A 17,246-nucleotide genomic window follows, 5' to 3' on the forward strand; every position below is an offset into this window, starting at 1 on the left:
GCTTTCAACGCAAGCGAGGTCTGCCTTAGTCTCAATTGACGAAGGCAGGACAGATTTGTGTGGTAGTTCATTGGGAATTCGGTTGTGTTTTGCGTGCGCTGCGATTTAGCGCTGTTTAGTGTGCTTGCCGAAGGTGGAATCGTCACTTCGGAACCGAGCAAAGAAGCCGGTTGCCGCACTTACAGCAGATTTAATCATCGAGCCACTTACAACAGGATGCGCGAAGCAGTGCTTAGCACCAGAAGCAATATCGAGCGCGCCGCCACCAAAAGCCTTCGAAAACCCAGCTAAAGCAGAGCCAGAGAGCACAGACGCAACCCAACCATGACGACCAAATGCCCCAGCAACAGCGAACATTGAGAACAGTCCAATCGACAAGAACGTGAACATAACAGCCGACTGACCGCCAGTATGCGGCAAAGGCACTGGCTTAACAAAAGTCTCCAAATAGTACGTCGTAGTAAAGAACACTAAAGGCGACTTTGGATTACTAACAGGCACAGCACCATCACCATCGCCAAGTTCTGTCCAGGTGCAACCACCTTCGCTTGACTTCTTAAACATGATTTTATAAGTATTACCCTGTTTTTCGTCAGGCTCAGGTTCAGGATTTTCATCTTCATCATCGCCATCTCTTACAGATCGCGATTTCCTTGCGGATCGCAGTTTCTTTACACGCGATTTCAACGTTGCACTACGCGAGCCAGTATCAGTATCACCACCTGATTCATCGCCACCTTCACCTTCACCAGGTTCATCTCCGCCAGGTTCATCTCCACCTGGTTCCTCAGTACTAGTACCTTTGCCCGATTGAGAATCTATAGCGTACCGCAACTTTGAAGCGAAACTATTTTTTACAATTCTGTACGCATAATCCTGCGATTTTTCATCCTGTTTCTTCTCTAAATTACTCGAATTATACAGTGCAGGAACATAGTAAGTATAAGTAGTGCCACCCGAATCTCTATTGCAATCACATGTCATATTGTCATTTTTTATATCTCCAGGCTCCATCAGCTTGGCTTTAACAGGAATGTAGTATGCAATCTTTTTAAGATCATCATCGTTTGAAATTGTATCTAAAATCGTAATATTATTAGTTACGACTATATTATTGCTGTGACCATTCTCATCGAGGGAGAATATTTCGCCATCAGCAAAATGACTTTTGATAGGATCATCCTCAGGATTATTCTCAAAACCACTAGACTGCAAGTTATTCGCAATCAGCGTGCCTTTAAAACCACTGAACATACTATCAACAGAAAAGTAACGCTGCTTCCCTTCGTCATCCGTGTATACAGGTGTATCCGATTTTGTAAAAGCCTTATCGCTGAAATCTAATATAAGACTGTCGCCGCTTTCTGCTCCTGCATTGGAAAACATTGAACTAAGATTCGTAACTTTTGAAATATTCCACTTGCTTAAATCTGCAGCGCCGGTAAGTTTTTTGCAATATGCAAACATGCTAGACATGTCCTTAACATTGCTAACATTCCACTTACTCAATCCACTTATATCAGTCAGCTTATCAAAATCAGAACCGCTAACCTCATGGCTGAACATGTTGCTCATGTCCGTGACACTGCGAACATTCCAATCACTTAATGCACTTATATCAGCCAATCCTTTTATACCAATAGGATTAGGATCATCTCCGGAACCGTAGATATCCGTAGCGCAACCGCTGAACATGCTGCTCATGTTCTTAACATTACTAACATTCCACTTTTCTAGACCTTTAAGGTCACTCAAGCTATTACAACCGCTGAACATGCTACTCATGTCCGTGACACTGCTCTTATCATTCAACCACTTACTCAAAGACTCAAGACTAGTTAAACCATTACAACCGATGAACATGCTGTTCATGTTCTTAACACTGCCAACATCCCAACCACTCAAAGGTTCAAGACCAGTAAGACTGCCGCAATTGTTAAACATGTCATGCATGTCAGTAACACTGCCAACATTCCAACCGCTCAAAGGTTGAAGATCAGAAAGAAAACTGCAGTTATCGAACATTCTATACGTGCTAGTTAATTTGCTTGTACTGCTCTTACCGCTTGTCTTCCAATTAGATAATCCACTGATACTATCGAGGCTAGAGCATTCTGCAAACATGTCATCCATTTTTGTAACGTTACTAACATTCCAATTTTCTAGGCCCTCAGTATTTTTAATCTTGTCGCACAGCGCAAACATTGCCATCATATATTCAACGTTCTTTACAGTCCACTTTTTCAAAAATCCAAGCGAACTCATACTCTTGCAGTATTCGAACATACCGATCATTGCCACAACGCTTTTAGTATCCCAACCTTCCAAACCAGTAAAATCTGTTATGCTGGTGCAACCCTCAAACATTCTGTTCATGTTCATAACATTGCTAACATTCCACTTACGTAAAGGTTCAACAGAAGCAATCGCCATCTCACCTGCATACCCGTCTACTGGATTCAAAGCATCATGTTGATTTTGGTTCTTAATAATAGACGCGAACATTCCGGACATACTTCTAACATTGCTCACATCCCAATCTTCCAACCCTTTAAGCGATTTCAAGCTCATGCACCCCTCGAACATGCCCTCCATATTCGTAACATTGTCAACCTTCCAATTAGCCAAACCGCTAATATCTTCTAAACCAGTGCACCCCTCGAACATGCCCTCCATATTCGTAACCTTGCTCACATCCCAACCGCTCAAAAAACTAAAATCAGTTAATGAGGAATCCTTAAATAGATAGGACATATCTGTAACATAACTTATATCGAAATTGTTTATGCTATCAATGTTACTAATATTTTCCCCTGAAAAAAGACCCACACCATTCTTTGACAAACGCCCGTACGCATACACTCTGCCTCTGTAAAAACCAAGCAATCCTTCTGTAGGAGAAAGTTTTTTTATTTCATTTATAATTTCACCAAACTCATCACCGTGATGATCAGCACTAACGGCACACTTGTCTGCTCCGGATGGAGGCTCGATTGAAAGAGTCTCGATTGTTTCACCTGAAGTTACTATGGCATTAGCCACGCAAGCAGGAAGCTTTTTAACTTCTTCTAGGGTTAATTTCTCACTATCACCGGAGACGCGATCTTGACTCTTAGCTTTTTGAGCGTCTTTGCTATCTTTTTTAGAAGCCTTGTCAGCATTTTTGTCAGCATTTTTGTCAGATTTACCAGATTTTACAGTATCTTTACTGGCATCTTTGCCAGCATTGCTGTTATCTACAGACCCCCCCCCATTAGATTCATTACCAGTTTCCCCATTAGCTGCCCCATTAGCTGCCCCATCATTTCTCTTACCTTCTTTTTTATCTACCTCTTTAGCCTTATCCCCTTTAACTTCTTTACCAGCTCCCTCTTTAACTTCTTTACCAGATCCCCCTTCACCCGACTTATTTTGACCCCTATTATTCTCGGCAGCAGCAGCGCCGGCAGCAGCAAACAATGGATTCTTCGTTACGTTGGCATAAGCCATCGCCGGCAACACGGTTACGCTTACAATCATAGAGACTAGGCATAAAACGGTGCCAATTGCTGAAAGAATACGATGTTTCCTACTACCCATCATCAAACTTCCTCTCAAATGTGAACGAATCCACAGCCAGCGCATAAACAGTATGCAAAACAAATACATACCCAAGACGGTTCACCGGCGAACGCAATCTTTACACATAACTATTCATAGTATACGCCTAAATGCGAAATTGGTATAACAACTTACTAATAACAAATTTATACAGCAAATTTTTATAACAAATCGCCGCAACAAACGAAATCGCTATGACGAATATCCACAACAGCAAATTCGCATTATATTACCGCAGGTTGCGCTTATAAATTTCAGCCATACCTTTGAAAATCAAGTCAGGATCGTAAAAGTCAATCGTTTTCACGTCTTTTTCAAACAATCTACCCAATCCGCCAGTAGCAATTACCTTAAACGGCTCACCAATCTCCGTCTTAAACTGTTCTATTGTGCGCTCAATTCCACCCAAGAAGCTGTAATATAATCCAGCTTGCATTGCGAGTTTAGTAGATTTTGCAAGAACAGACTGCGGTCTAGCTATTTCCACTTCTGGAAGCTGAGCCGTGTTATCCCAAAGTGCCGCAGCTGCAGTACGAATACCTGTGCAAATAAGTCCGCAAGTAATAGCACCACTTTTATCTATATAGTTGTAAGTTGTTGCCGTACCAAAATCAATAACTAGTACAGATCCTCCATACTCACTAAACGCACCAACGCAATCAGCTAAACAATCCGCACCAAGAGTTCTTGGCTCATCAATACGAATATTCATACCGGTTTTAACACCAGGTCCTACAATCATAGGATCAATATGAAGAAATTTGATAATACTAGCGCGGAATGAATGCATAACTTTCGGCACAACAGAAGCAACGATAACATCTTCAACATCGTTTATTGTAAATCCGCTTAAATGCAAAAATTGTGCAATCATAATGCCATACTCGTCTGATGTATGATTAGACTTTGTTGTCATACGATAAGTGCCAACAATTCGGTTATTTTCCAAAAAACCCAGCACAATATTCGTATTACCAATGTCTACTGCTAATAACATGTGTGCCTACTTCCTATATTGGCATTTACGGATTAATTAAGTTAATCTGCAATCACGTGCGCACGTATTGTATGTGTATGTATACTATCCTATTGTATTTATACTACTTTTGCTAATAATCTTACTTTTACGCAAAATTAAGCTGCTTTTACGAAATCACTTAATTGTAATAAGTTACGAAATTATCTAACTACAAATCCTTGATTGTAACCATATTCTTGAAGATCTTTTTCCCACAATAAAAGACCATCTTTTAAAGAAATACGTTTACCAGGATCATCTGGAAGCCACAATTTACTTCCATCATCTTGAGTAACACCAGCATCAATCATGGCTTGCACGTTTAATCTAGCTAAAGATTTAACACTCCAGTCATATGCTCGACCCATAGTTGCTCTAAAATCACTTCGCGAGTACACTTCAAAAGGTAAATACCTGTATCCCGTATCCACGCGATTAGCGGCATCTGCAAATACACGATTAAACTTCTGACCGCCAAAATAAGGTATATCAATGCCTCGTGAATCACGAATAGTAGCTCTATCTAAAAATGACTTATCTCTAAGCGTAACAACATCTGCAGGAAACGCTCCACCATTGACACGAGTACGAATTCCATGCATATCATGGCATACAAAATTCACAAATCGCATTGCTGCTTCAGGCTTACGACTCGATTTAAGCACAGATAACGAAGAACCGCCCATTTCTGCATTACGCTTTTCTCCGTGCATAGTTGGCACATTCGTCACCTTCCACAATCCTGCAGTTCCAGGCACATTTTCCAGAAGCAAAGACGGCATCCAGGCTCCTGAGAAAACAGAAGCAATTTTTCCAGCTCCAACACCGTTCTTCCAGCGTTGACTCCAAGTTGTAGTTCTAATGTCAATCAAGCCTTCATCAATCATTGATTGCCAGAACTTTGTGAACTCTTCAGTACCCTTATCTTTACTCAATCTAACAGTAACTGTTTTCCCATCATGAGAAGTCATAAACGGGTGTCCACCTGCAAGCCAAATCATAGCGTTATAAAAACTTGCGTCACCTGAGTCTGCTGCAATATACACACCGATATCTTTAAGCTTACGAGCAGCATGACGGTAATCTTCCCAAGTGTGTATTTTTGTGGCATCTACACCAGCCTGCTTAAATACGTCATCATTATAAAACCAAGCCATTGGGCCAGAATCCATTGGTAAACCGTAAACACGTCCACCAAGTTGCACAGAAGACCATGTTCCAGGAGTATAGAAAGTGCGAGTATTTTTCACACGATCAGTAATATCTAAAAGCTGTCCACTTACCGCATATTGCGGAAGAGCAAAATATTCTAATTGAACAACATCTGGCATACCATAGCCATCTTGAATAGCGCTATTAAGATTGCTATATCCGCTAGTATCCTTTACAGTTACGTGAACATCCGGATTATGTAGTTCAAATTCTTCAGCAAGTCGTTTCATGCTTGGTTCCCAAGACCAAACACTAATTTGAGTTCTAGAATCTTTAGTTCCGCATCCGCAAGAAAATAGCAAAGAAAAAACACAAAGTATCGAAAAAAGCAAGCGTCCAAAATGATTGCGTTGTTGCAAAATTCTTGCAAATGCAGACATAAGATTTGCCATCCGTTACTTTGTGTTACTCAACGTTGTTATGCGCTTACTCAACAGTTACAGACTTTGCAAGATTACGAGGCTTATCAACATCATAACCTTTTAACTTTGCCATATCCATTGCAAATAATTGCAATGCAACTACATCTACAAGAGGACTTAGCAAAGTTGCACATTTAGGACGCCAGAACACAATATCTGCATAGCGAGAAGCATCTGGATCACCCTCTTCTGCAACAGCTATAGTGAAAGCTCCGCGCGCTTTAACTTCTTCAATTCCAGAAATAACTTTCGCATGAAGCACATCACGACCGCGAGAAGATGGCACAATCACAACTACCGGCTCACCTTCATCTACAAGCGCAATAGGACCGTGCTTAAGCTCACCTGCAGCAAAACCTTCAGTAAAGGTATACGCAATTTCTTTAAGCTTCAACGCACCTTCTAGCGCAACAGGATAGCCAACATGTCGACCTAAGAAAAGGAAAGATTTAGCTTCCAGAGTATGCTCAGCAGCTTTCATAATTGATTCAGATTGTGCATCAAGTACATGCTGAATTTTATCCGGCATCTCTTTTAATTGCGCAACGATTTGCTGAATTTCGTCGCGATACATAGTGCCTTTTACTTGCGCCAAAAACAGACCAAGCATATAGGCTGCAACTATTTGCGCAACAAAAGCTTTAGTAGATGCAACTGCTATTTCGGGACCTGCATGCGTGTAAAGAACTGCATCAGATTCGCGCGGAATGCTAGAACCTTGCGTATTGCAAATTGCAAGAACCCTACTTCCCTGCTCGCGCGCGTGACGCAAAGCCATAAGAGTGTCCATTGTTTCGCCAGACTGCGATATTGCAACCACCAATGTTCGATGCGTCAAAATAGGGTCACGGTAGCGAAACTCGTGCGCAAGCTCCACCTCAACCGGCACGCGCACCCAGTGCTCAATAGCATATTTTGCAACCAATCCGGCATAACTTGCAGTTCCGCAAGCAACAACAATAATTTTATCTATTGAACGCAAAACATCTTGGCTAATATGCACTTCGTCAAGAACAATATTTCCTTGCGCATCAAAGCGACCTCGCAAAGTGTCAGCGACAGCATGCGGATCCTCATGAATTTCCTTATCCATAAAGGAATCCCAACCGCCTTTTTCTACTGCAGAAGCATCCCAATCAACCGTAAAACAAGTAGGATTTTTAACAATATTATTGTCAAAATCAGTTAGAAGCAAAGATGCTTTGCCACTGCCATCTACATCTCCAATGCACACAGCTTGATCTTGACCAACTTCCAAGACTCGATCCGTATAAGCAACAAAAGCTGCAACGTCAGAGCCAAGGAAATATTCACCGTCTCCAAGACCTACGACCAAAGGCGAATCGTGACGAACAGCAGCCACAATACCAGGCTGACGAACGTCAACAGCAAGTAATGTGAAAGCTCCTTTTAACATTTTTGCAGTACGACGAAGAGCTGTAAATAAATCCGGCTTGCCAGTTTCGTCTACAATATCATTCGCAATTTTACCAAGTAATTTTGCAGCAACTTCAGTATCTGTTTGAGAAGAAAATTCGTATCCTTCTTCGTGAAGCTGCTCTTTTAATACAACAGCATTTTCAATAATGCCGTTATGAATAAGCGCGATTTTGCCATCTGCACTAGTATGAGGATGCGCATTAGTGTCACAAGGAGCACCATTAGTAGCCCAACGAGTATGACCAATAGCTGCACTCGCCTCAGGCATAGGATTTGCATCAATATCATTGCGAAGAACAGATAAACGACCAGCTTTCTTTCGCACAGTCGCACATTTCATTCCAGGAGCAACTAAAGCTACGCCCGAAGAGTCATATCCGCGATATTCTAGACGCTCTAACCCACCTAAACAAACTTCTAAAGGTTTTGCACAAACTTTTCCAAAACCTGCGTATCCTACAATGCCACACATAATCTTCTATTGTACGTTATGCGAGCGAGCGCACGCCAGAGAAGCACACAAAAACTATGCAAAACTACATAAATAAGATACGTTTCTTACGTAAATTACAATACGTGATTTAGGAAATCTTTAAAACGATCAGTTTGCGGACTAGTAATAATATCTGCACTACCCTGCTCAACTATGACACCGCCATCCATAAACACAACCTGATCTGCAACCTCACGCGCAAAACCAATTTCGTGAGTTACTACAATCATAGTCATGCCATCTTTAGCAAGATTTCGCATAACGGTTAACACCTCACCTACAAGCTCTGGATCTAACGCGGATGTTGGCTCGTCAAATAGCATAATTTCCGGTTTCATAGCAAGAGCGCGAGCAATTGCAACGCGCTGCTGCTGACCGCCTGAAAGTTCTGCAGGATAATGGTTCATACGCTCATCCATGCCAACTCGCTTTAGTTCTTCAATAGCTAAATCGCGCGCTTCTTGAGCTTTCATATGCATAACATGAACAGGAGCTTCCATAACGTTCTCTAAAGCCGTCATATGAGGGAATAAATTAAAACGCTGGAATACCATGCCAAGCTTCGCACGCTGTTGAGCAATTTCTTTGTCGTTAAGAGCCTGCAGGCACTTCTCACCTTTATGCATTACTTGCTTTACACCGATGCGCTCGCCATAAATACTTATACTTCCTGCAGTCAAAGTTTCTAATTGATTAATTAAACGCAATAACGTCGATTTTCCAGAACCGGACGGACCCAAAATAACTGTTACGCTACCTGGGTTCACCGTCATATTAATACCGTTAAGTACATGCAATTGACCGAAAGATTTTTGCACATCGTTAATAGCAACCGCAGGAAGATTAGATTTTGCTTCTACCATTTATTCACATCCAATTTGTTTGTTTCATGCAAAATTTAAAGTTTACAAAGAAAAATATTTAAAATTTAAGCTATTATGCGCTTATTTAAGCATTAAATCCGAGCATAGCAGCATCATTTCGTCCTTTAACATTTTTCCGTTTAGCATCTAATGATTGATCGCCGCGCTGATCAGAATCAGTATTAAGTTGAGCATGTTTTACAATATCTCTTGCTTCAAAGCCTTTAGCAAAATGCTTCTCGAGCATGTATTGCAAAACCATCAAAATGGAAGTAATAATCAAATACCAAATACTCGCAACAAGAAGAAGCGGAATTGGTTTATAGATACGGTTAGCAATAGCATTTGTAGCAAATTGCAATTCAAGAGTAAACGGAACTGCAAGAACTAACGAAGTCGTTTTTAGCATACCGATTGTTTCGTTACCAAGCGGAGGAACAATAATACGCATTGCTTGAGGAAGAATTACACGCCTCATAGTTAAAGCTCTACCCATTCCAAGAGCCTTAGCAGCTTCAACTTGTCCACTATCAACGGCTTCCAATCCTGCTCGAACAATTTCCGACAAATAAGCGGATTCATTCAAAGACAAACCAACTACAGCAGCAGTAAGAGAAGTCATAATTACATTAGAATCAATAGACCAAAATTCTACAGAAGTAAAAGGAATGCCAATACTAATTCTCGGCACAAGCACTGCAAACATGCCCCAAAATACAAGCTGCGTATAAACAGGAGTACCACGGAAAAACCAAATAAAGAACCAACTTACGCCACGAAGCACAGGATTAACTGACTTGCGCATCATCGCTAAGCCTACAGCAAACACGATTGAAATTACCATAGCAATTAGCGTAAGAAGTAACGTCCAGCCAATACCAGAAAGCACGTTATCGCTTATTAAATATATTCCGACTACTTGCCATTCAAAACGAGGGTTAGTAATAATACTGTAAAGAAGCGAACATGCTATTACAGCTACAATGACTCCGGCAATAATAGGTCCTGGCTTTTTTACTGGCAAAATACGTTCAGAGTTAGTTACTCCGGACTTGCTCTTAGCAGAGTTACCAATTAAAGAATTCAAAATATGCTCCAATAAGTACGTTTATACAAAAACAGCAAAGTAAAGAAACAATCTGAGCCGAGAATTCAATCACGACTCAGATTAACAATATCATTTTAGATAATTATTCAATTATTTGATAGCTAAAGTTTCATAGCTAAAGTTTTATAGTTTTGGATTAACTACAGACTTTTCAATAGCAACATCTTCAACGCCCCACTTCTTCAAGATATCCTTGTAGACGCCGGACTTCATAAGCTTATCAATGCCAGCTTTTACAGCCTTCAGCATCGCTGCATCACCCTTTTTAACAGCCGCTCCCATTGGTTCAGAATCCTTGCTATTTTCCAAAATTTCAAGCTTTCCAGGATTCTTAATTGAAGCGTAACCTGCAACAGGAGTATCTGCATACATAACATCAGCGCGACCGGAAAGAAGTGCGGTAGTTGCGTCAGTTTGCTCCTTGAAGCTCATGATTTCAAGAGGCTTATTTCCTTTAGCTGCGCACTGTTTCTTTGCTTCTTCCATAATAGGTTCGCCAACAGTTCCAGTTTCCAAAGTTACTTTCTTGCCACAAAGGTTCTTTGGATCTACTTTAGTAGGATTTCCCTTACGCACTTCAAAAGACAAACCTGCGTTTGCATAAGTAATAAAGTCTACAGACTTCATACGTTCAGCATTTACTGTAAAACCAGAAATACCAACATTATATTTGCTTCCTATTGCTGGAATAATTGAGTCAAACTGAGCATGCATAATTTTTGCTTTTAAGCCCATGACCTTTGCAAGAGCCTTCGAAAAATCAATTTCGTAACCTACAGGAGTTTTACCGTCTGCAGCAAAGAATTCTGCAGGGGCATAACTTACGTTTACACCAACAGTTAACTCTCCTGTTTTTGCAACTGGTGCTGGTACCAAGGCTGCAACAGCATCATCTTTTTGCACATGACTTACATCATAGCTACGAGCAACATCAGGGTCTGCTTCTTTAGAATCAGCAGGTCCACATGCAGCAATACTGCCAATCATTACTAAAGATGCAACAATAGCAACAGGCTTCATAGATTTAAACATAGTTCTTCTCCTCATGTATGTACTAAGAATCTATAATTTGCATTAATGTGTATAACTATACACGATAACCCTACAAATTCAACAGCCTTTTATACGATTATTGAATATACAAAGATACTCATGCGGTACATCTGCACAATAATTATACTTTTCATAAACAAAAACTGCATATTATTCGCAATAATGTATAATATGTGCGTGTCGCATTACCTCACTTTTTATCACGTGCGAAGCAAGCAAGTGTTTCACAAACGCATAAAAAAAGAAGCGTCAACTCTCAATCAATACTACGAGAACGCAGATTACGGTAACGCATTTCACGCAAAGCCGCTCGCTTATCTTGCTCCTCACGCAAAGCCTGACGCTTATCAAATTCCTTTTTACCGCGCGCTAAAGCAATTTCTACTTTTACGTAGCTTCCCTTAAAATACAAACGCAAAGGCACAACAGTGTAGCCTTTCGCCTCAGTTTGCCTAGAAAGCTTAGCAATCTCAGCAGCATGAAGCAGAAGCTTACGCTTGCGCTTAGGAGCATGATTATTCCATGTGCCGTTTAAATATTCAGGAATATTTGCTCCTTCAAGCCACATTTCACCACGACGATCAATATTCACAAATGATTCAGCTAAAGAAGCACGCCCTTCGCGAAGTGACTTAACTTCAGTACCAGTAAGAGCAAGACCTGCTTCATAACAATCTTCAATTACATAATCATGATGCGCTTTACGGTTTTGTGCCACAGTAACAGTGCCATCTTGCGCAGGCTTATTTGCCATAATTCCCCTCCAGTACACATCACGCACAAAAGAAACTTGCCATAAGATACTACTATCTTATGGCAAGAACAATAAGTCGTAAACTTACAAAGTTTTCAATTTCAACAAATTGAAAACTTTGAAGTGCTTATATTTAATAATGCACATACTCGTAATCGCCTGGATTATAAATAGTTTCATAAGCAGGGAATGTCGAAAAACCAGTTCCACCTTCAGAAATAAGAACTGATCCATCAGCATTCACACGTTCCACAACCGCAACATGTCCATATTGCCAATCAGCATTCCAGTTGCCGACGCGTTGACCGCGAGCAAACACCATAACAGCACCAACATGTGGAATTCTATTAACTAAATATCCAAACCTACGACCAGTATTCGCCCACTCAGCACCATTACCCATGTAGGAGCCAACAGGCAAACCAAGTTGCGAACGACGCAAATAAGCCCATAACGTGCATTGACGAGCAGGATAAGCAGAACCACCAACAGTGTTTCCAGTATTATGCCCGTAGCAGAACTTAGAACCTTCTGCGCAATTTCCAGGAACAGTATAATTCATACCATTAGCAGCACCATTAGAAAGTTGCATCGGAGGAAGGTAAACATTCTTTCCAGAGCTTCCATTCAATTGCTGGCGATTACCAGCATTCGGATCAGCTTTAGCGAATGACTTATTAGCAAGAGCACGCGCTTGAGCATCGATGGCAGATTTCATTGCTACAATTTCTGCAGCCTCACGCGCAGACTGAGAAGTCAAACTACTCTTTTGACCTTCCAGCTGCTTACGAATCTCTTCACCATGATCTCGCAAACTTTGCAAGGACTTTTTGCGATCATTGGCGGCTTTCGCAGCGATTTGAGCACTTTGCGCTTGAACATCCGCCTGCTGCTTTAACTTGGTTATTTCTGCTTCAATAGCAGCCAAACGCTGACGACGATTCATAGAAGTATTCAACTTAATAGCAGCATCATTAGCAGCATTTGCTTCACTTCTAGCAACAGCAGCCTCGGATTGTAACTTTCCAACAAACTGTTCTGTAGTAGTTGATTTAGTCACAATATCCATAACATTAGATGCCTGAGAACCATGGAAACTCTTACGAGCAAGCTGTGCTACAGCAGCCTTAGCATCATCAAAATCTTCACCAGTTTTTTTAATTTTCTCTTCCAAATCACGCTTATCTTTTTGTGCAGACTCTAGACGCTGCTGCGTTGATTCTACAAGACTGCGCGCCTGAGAAGCTTGCTCTTCTGCTTGTTGAGCAGCTCGTATTTGATTTGGAATTTTATGCTCATTTAAATCATTCAATTCAATGATCTTATTTGCAAGTTGTTTACTTACACCAGCAAGTTGGCGCTTCAAATTCTCGTTTCGTTGTATTTTGCGCCTATATTCCTTCATGTTGACAGCACTTGCTGTAGACGCATTAAATAATGCACCAGCAACACCAGCAAACATCATTGAAATAGCAACTATTAAACTCACTACAGTGTGAGTGCGTCGAATTGCATACATGCTATGTCGATCTTCGCTCATATCACTTCCCTTTCAACATCACTATTGCGAATTATACCGTAATGCAAGGAATCACGCGAGTTTCTACTTCAAATCTTCTAAAATAGTACTTTCACAATGCTCATGCGAAAATAACGCAAATAATTACGCACCTATTATTTTGCATTTTAAGCTTTTAAGTATCGCCTCAAAGCAATAGCAGAAGCAACTATAGATAACACTACTGCACCAGCTACAAGTATTGGAACGCATAGCCACACAGTTGTTTGAGTAACAAATGGCATCCAACGCACATTCTGCGCAAGCCAATCAGTTACAAAAACTTTAACTACTAAACTTAGCGCAGCACCAGCAAGTAAAGAACCCACAAACGACGCGAACGCTCCTTCAAGAAGAAACGGCATACGAATAGTCCAGTTAGAGGCACCAACTAAGCGCATAATTTCGGTTTCTTGACGACGGCTAGCAGCAGACATTCGAATCGTAGTGCCAGTAAGCATAATCGCTACAACAACCATAACTGCTGCAAGCACAATTGTCACAACAGTAGCGCGATTAAGCACACTGAAAACAGGATCAAAAATCTGACGCTGATCAACAACTTCTTCCACACCATCGCGTCCAGAAAGAACTTCTGAGACAACCTGATATTTCATAGGATTAGTAAGCTTCAAGCGCAACGAATCTTGCATGTCTGCCGCAGTTAAAGTACGTCCTTGATACATTCCGTTAGGATATTGCTTTAAGAATGTGTTTTTATAAAATTCATTGCGGCTAACATAAGTGATATTTGAAACATCATCGCCTAATTCTTGGTGAATAATATGCTCCAATTTTACAATTTCGGCATCAGTAGGTGCTTTTCCAGAAGCACAAGAAGGAGATTGGCTAGTTCCATCCGGGCACAGCCAGGCAACCACTTCTACTTTGTCATACCAGTCACCTTTTGCCTTGGTAATCTGCGCTTGCATAAGCACTGAAACACCAATAAAAAGGAAAGAAATGAACGTTACAAGCATAACCGAAAGAATCATCGAAACATTACGACGCAAACTAATGCAAGTTTCGGAAAAAATAAATCGTAAACGCATTACTCTGCTCCTTCAGTTTTATTAATGTCATTATTGCTATCGTCAACACTAATGTTCTCATTATTAGTATTTTCAGCTGCAACAGGTGGCTTAGGCGGAGCTGGAGGCATAGGAGGAAGCTGAGATTTACGCTCAGATTCAACATCGGATTGTAACTTACTTTCTGCTTCTGACTGCAACTCATCGCCGGTTTCGGATTGTGATTCTTCGCTCACTTCAGAGTTTTCAGTAGATTCAGTAGATTCATTAGTTTCAGCAGTTTCGTGAGATTCGTGAGATTCATTAGTTTCTGCAGTTTCGTGATTATCAGTAGTCTCAGTAGTATTAGCAGTTTCTGCAGTTTCAGAATTTCCGGCAACTTCAGAGGATTCTTTATTATCTTCCGAAATCTCAACTTCTGAATCATTCTCTTCAACATCTTCATTATCGTTTGAAGAAATCAATCCTCGTCCCCAAGTCATCGTTGTTTCCAAAGACTGGAACACTTCGCCGTAACGACCAGTTCTGCCAGAATGAACAGACTGAGCCAAACGTGCGATTCCTTCATTTTCTGAAGTGTCACTCTTCAACGATTGCGTTACCATGTCAACAACTTCACGCGCCTGAGCAGCACGTTGAGCTTTTTTAGAAAGCCTCTTATGACGTTCAGTATGCTCAGATTGAGCAATTGACTTTTGAGCATCGCGATCTGATTGATCTTGAGAATTTTCAACAGTTTGTTGTGCTTTAGAATTATGCTCAACTTCACTATCTGGGAAATACAATGCAGAATCATATGATCCTTCACGCTCATCACGCACAATTTTTCCAGCATGAAGCTCCACAACTCGCTTACGCATTGAGTTCACAATTTCCTCATTATGCGTAGCCATAACAATCGTTGTGCCAGTTCGGTTAATAGCATCCAAAACTTCCATAATTCCAAGAGAAGTAGTTGGATCCAAATTACCAGTAGGCTCATCTGCAAGAATAATTTGAGGGTGATTGACGTATGCGCGAGCAATTGCAACTCGCTGCGCCTCACCACCAGAAAGCTCGTGTGGGTAATTATTTTCTTTACCAGTCAAACCAACCGTTTCAAGAACACGAGGAACAAGTGAACGAATCGTAGACCGACTCGTGCCAATCACTTCCAAAGCAAAAGCAACATTTTGGTAAACTGTTTTATTATTAAGCAGCTTATAATCCTGGAAAATAAAGCCAAGAGATCTACGATACTGCGGCACTTGTCGGTTAGAAAGTCTGCGCAAATCGTTACCAGCTACGTGAATTTCCCCACCATTTGCTTCTTCTTCACGAAGCAGCAAACTAAGCAATGTAGTTTTACCAGAACCGGAAGCGCCAACAAGAAACACAAAATCTCCGCGATCTACATGCAAAGACACATCGTCTAATGCAGGACGTGTACCTCGAGGATATATTTTTGACACATGATCTAATGAAATCAGCGACATTGTTTCAATTCCTTCCGAAGATTATGTGTAATTGTTGGTTTTTAGTTCTAGCTTTAGTTTTATTTAAGATTCTGCTTCAGCTTCTTTTTGAGCTGCAACTCGCTGCTCGTGACGCCAACGAATGCCAGCTTCAATAAAACCGTCAATATCGCCGTCAAAAACAGCTTGAGTTTGTGAAGTTTCGTAACCAGTGCGCAAATCCTTCACCATCTGATAAGGGTGAAGCACGTAAGAGCGCATTTGATCTCCCCAACTTGCCTTAATATCTCCAGCAAGTTCCTTCTTTTTTGCAGCTTCCTCAGCATGCTTAAGCACAAGCAAACGCGATTGCAAAACTGCCATTGCAGCGGCGCGGTTCTGAATCTGACTTCGCTCATCTTGCATAGAAACAACCAAGCCGGTTGGCAAATGCGTAATACGAACAGCAGAATACGTAGTGTTCACGCCCTGACCTCCTGGCCCTGAAGCCTGGAAAGTATCCACGCGAATATCCGAATCTGGAATATCAATATGATCTGTAGCTTCAACCAAAGGGATTACTTCCACTGCGCTAAAGCCAGTCTGTCGACGGCCTTGATTATCGAATGGCGAAATACGAACCATTCTGTGAGTACCGCCTTCTACAGAAAGACGACCATACGCGTACGGAGCATCCACTTGGAAAGTAGCGGATTTAATACCAGCTTCTTCCGCATAAGACGTGTCCATCATCTTAGTTTTGTAACCGTTTCGCTCAGCCCAGCGCAAGTACATACGAAGAAGCATTTGAGCAAAATCAGCAGCATCCACGCCGCCAGCACCAGAGCGAATCGTAACAACTGCAGAACGAGCATCATATTCGCCGTCAAGAAGAGTCTGAACTTCCATATCGTCCAACTCGTGAGTAATATTTCCAAGCTCTTCTTGAGCCTCGCTCATAGAATCAGCATCGCCTTCTTCTTGGCCAAGCTCAATTAAAGTCTTAGTATCTTCAATGCGCTGATCTACAGCTTGCAAACGCTTCAACTGAGACTGAGCCGCGGAAAGCTTACTCGTAACCTGCTGAGCATGCTCAGAATCATCCCAAAGTCCAGGCTCTGCAGCCTGCTTTTCTAAATCAGCAATCGTAGCCTTCAACGAATCGACGTCTAGTGCTTTAGAAATCGAAGAATACTTTGCTTCAACATCATTTAATGCTTGGGAAAAATCAAATTCCGCCATTTACTTAAAGTACCTCTTT

At 41.3% G+C, this 17,246-nt stretch carries 12 protein-coding genes; all 12 read right to left on the reverse strand.

What is annotated here, in order from left to right; genetic code table 11:
* Positions 1-105 precede the first annotated feature (105 nt).
* Positions 106-3,582, reverse strand: a complete 3,477-nt coding sequence (locus D0T18_RS03590) for a BspA family leucine-rich repeat surface protein (RefSeq protein WP_116440494.1) — start codon at positions 3,580-3,582, stop codon at positions 106-108.
* Positions 3,583-3,829: 247 nt separating this feature from the next.
* Positions 3,830-4,597, reverse strand: coding sequence for a type III pantothenate kinase (locus D0T18_RS03595; protein WP_004108421.1), 768 nt, complete (start codon positions 4,595-4,597; stop codon positions 3,830-3,832).
* 182 nt (positions 4,598-4,779) lie between these two features.
* A complete protein-coding gene (locus tag D0T18_RS03600) occupies positions 4,780-6,210 on the reverse strand; it encodes an ABC transporter substrate-binding protein (RefSeq protein ID WP_033888514.1) in 1,431 nt (476 codons plus the stop codon).
* Positions 6,211-6,256: 46 nt separating this feature from the next.
* Positions 6,257-8,164 (reverse strand): glutamine--fructose-6-phosphate transaminase (isomerizing), encoded by a 1,908-nt coding sequence (gene glmS / locus D0T18_RS03605; protein WP_116440495.1) that lies wholly within the window; start codon positions 8,162-8,164, stop codon positions 6,257-6,259.
* Positions 8,165-8,259: 95 nt separating this feature from the next.
* On the reverse strand, positions 8,260-9,048 hold the full coding sequence (locus D0T18_RS03610) for an amino acid ABC transporter ATP-binding protein (protein ID WP_116431593.1): 789 nt from the start codon (positions 9,046-9,048) through the stop codon (positions 8,260-8,262).
* An 85-nt stretch (positions 9,049-9,133) separates the two neighbouring features.
* On the reverse strand, positions 9,134-10,135 hold the full coding sequence (locus D0T18_RS03615; RefSeq protein ID WP_102155694.1) for an amino acid ABC transporter permease: 1,002 nt from the start codon (positions 10,133-10,135) through the stop codon (positions 9,134-9,136).
* A 144-nt stretch (positions 10,136-10,279) separates the two neighbouring features.
* The gene (locus tag D0T18_RS03620; protein ID WP_004108432.1) at positions 10,280-11,188 is read right to left on the reverse strand and encodes an ABC transporter substrate-binding protein; all 909 of its coding nucleotides are present in this window, start codon (positions 11,186-11,188) and stop codon (positions 10,280-10,282) included.
* A gap of 277 nt (positions 11,189-11,465) precedes the next feature.
* Positions 11,466-11,963 (reverse strand): SsrA-binding protein SmpB, encoded by a 498-nt coding sequence (smpB, locus tag D0T18_RS03625; RefSeq protein WP_116440496.1) that lies wholly within the window; start codon positions 11,961-11,963, stop codon positions 11,466-11,468.
* 133 nt (positions 11,964-12,096) lie between these two features.
* Positions 12,097-13,503 carry a CHAP domain-containing protein gene (locus D0T18_RS03630; RefSeq protein ID WP_116440497.1) on the reverse strand — a complete coding sequence of 469 codons (1,407 nt, stop codon included), beginning with the start codon at positions 13,501-13,503 and terminating at the stop codon, positions 12,097-12,099.
* 146 nt (positions 13,504-13,649) lie between these two features.
* Positions 13,650-14,573 carry a permease-like cell division protein FtsX gene (gene ftsX, locus D0T18_RS03635; RefSeq protein ID WP_012914381.1) on the reverse strand — a complete coding sequence of 308 codons (924 nt, stop codon included), beginning with the start codon at positions 14,571-14,573 and terminating at the stop codon, positions 13,650-13,652.
* Positions 14,573-16,027, reverse strand: coding sequence for a cell division ATP-binding protein FtsE (gene ftsE, locus D0T18_RS03640; protein WP_116440498.1), 1,455 nt, complete (start codon positions 16,025-16,027; stop codon positions 14,573-14,575). Before ftsE ends, ftsX begins: the two co-directional genes overlap by 1 nt.
* A gap of 63 nt (positions 16,028-16,090) precedes the next feature.
* Positions 16,091-17,227, reverse strand: a complete 1,137-nt coding sequence (prfB, locus tag D0T18_RS03645; protein ID WP_116440499.1) for a peptide chain release factor 2 — start codon at positions 17,225-17,227, stop codon at positions 16,091-16,093.
* Between the last annotated feature and the right edge of the window lie 19 nt (positions 17,228-17,246).

The sequence above is a fragment of the Gardnerella swidsinskii genome (genome assembly GCF_003397705.1).
In the GTDB taxonomy this organism is placed as follows: Bacteria; Actinomycetota; Actinomycetes; order Actinomycetales; family Bifidobacteriaceae; genus Bifidobacterium; species Bifidobacterium swidsinskii.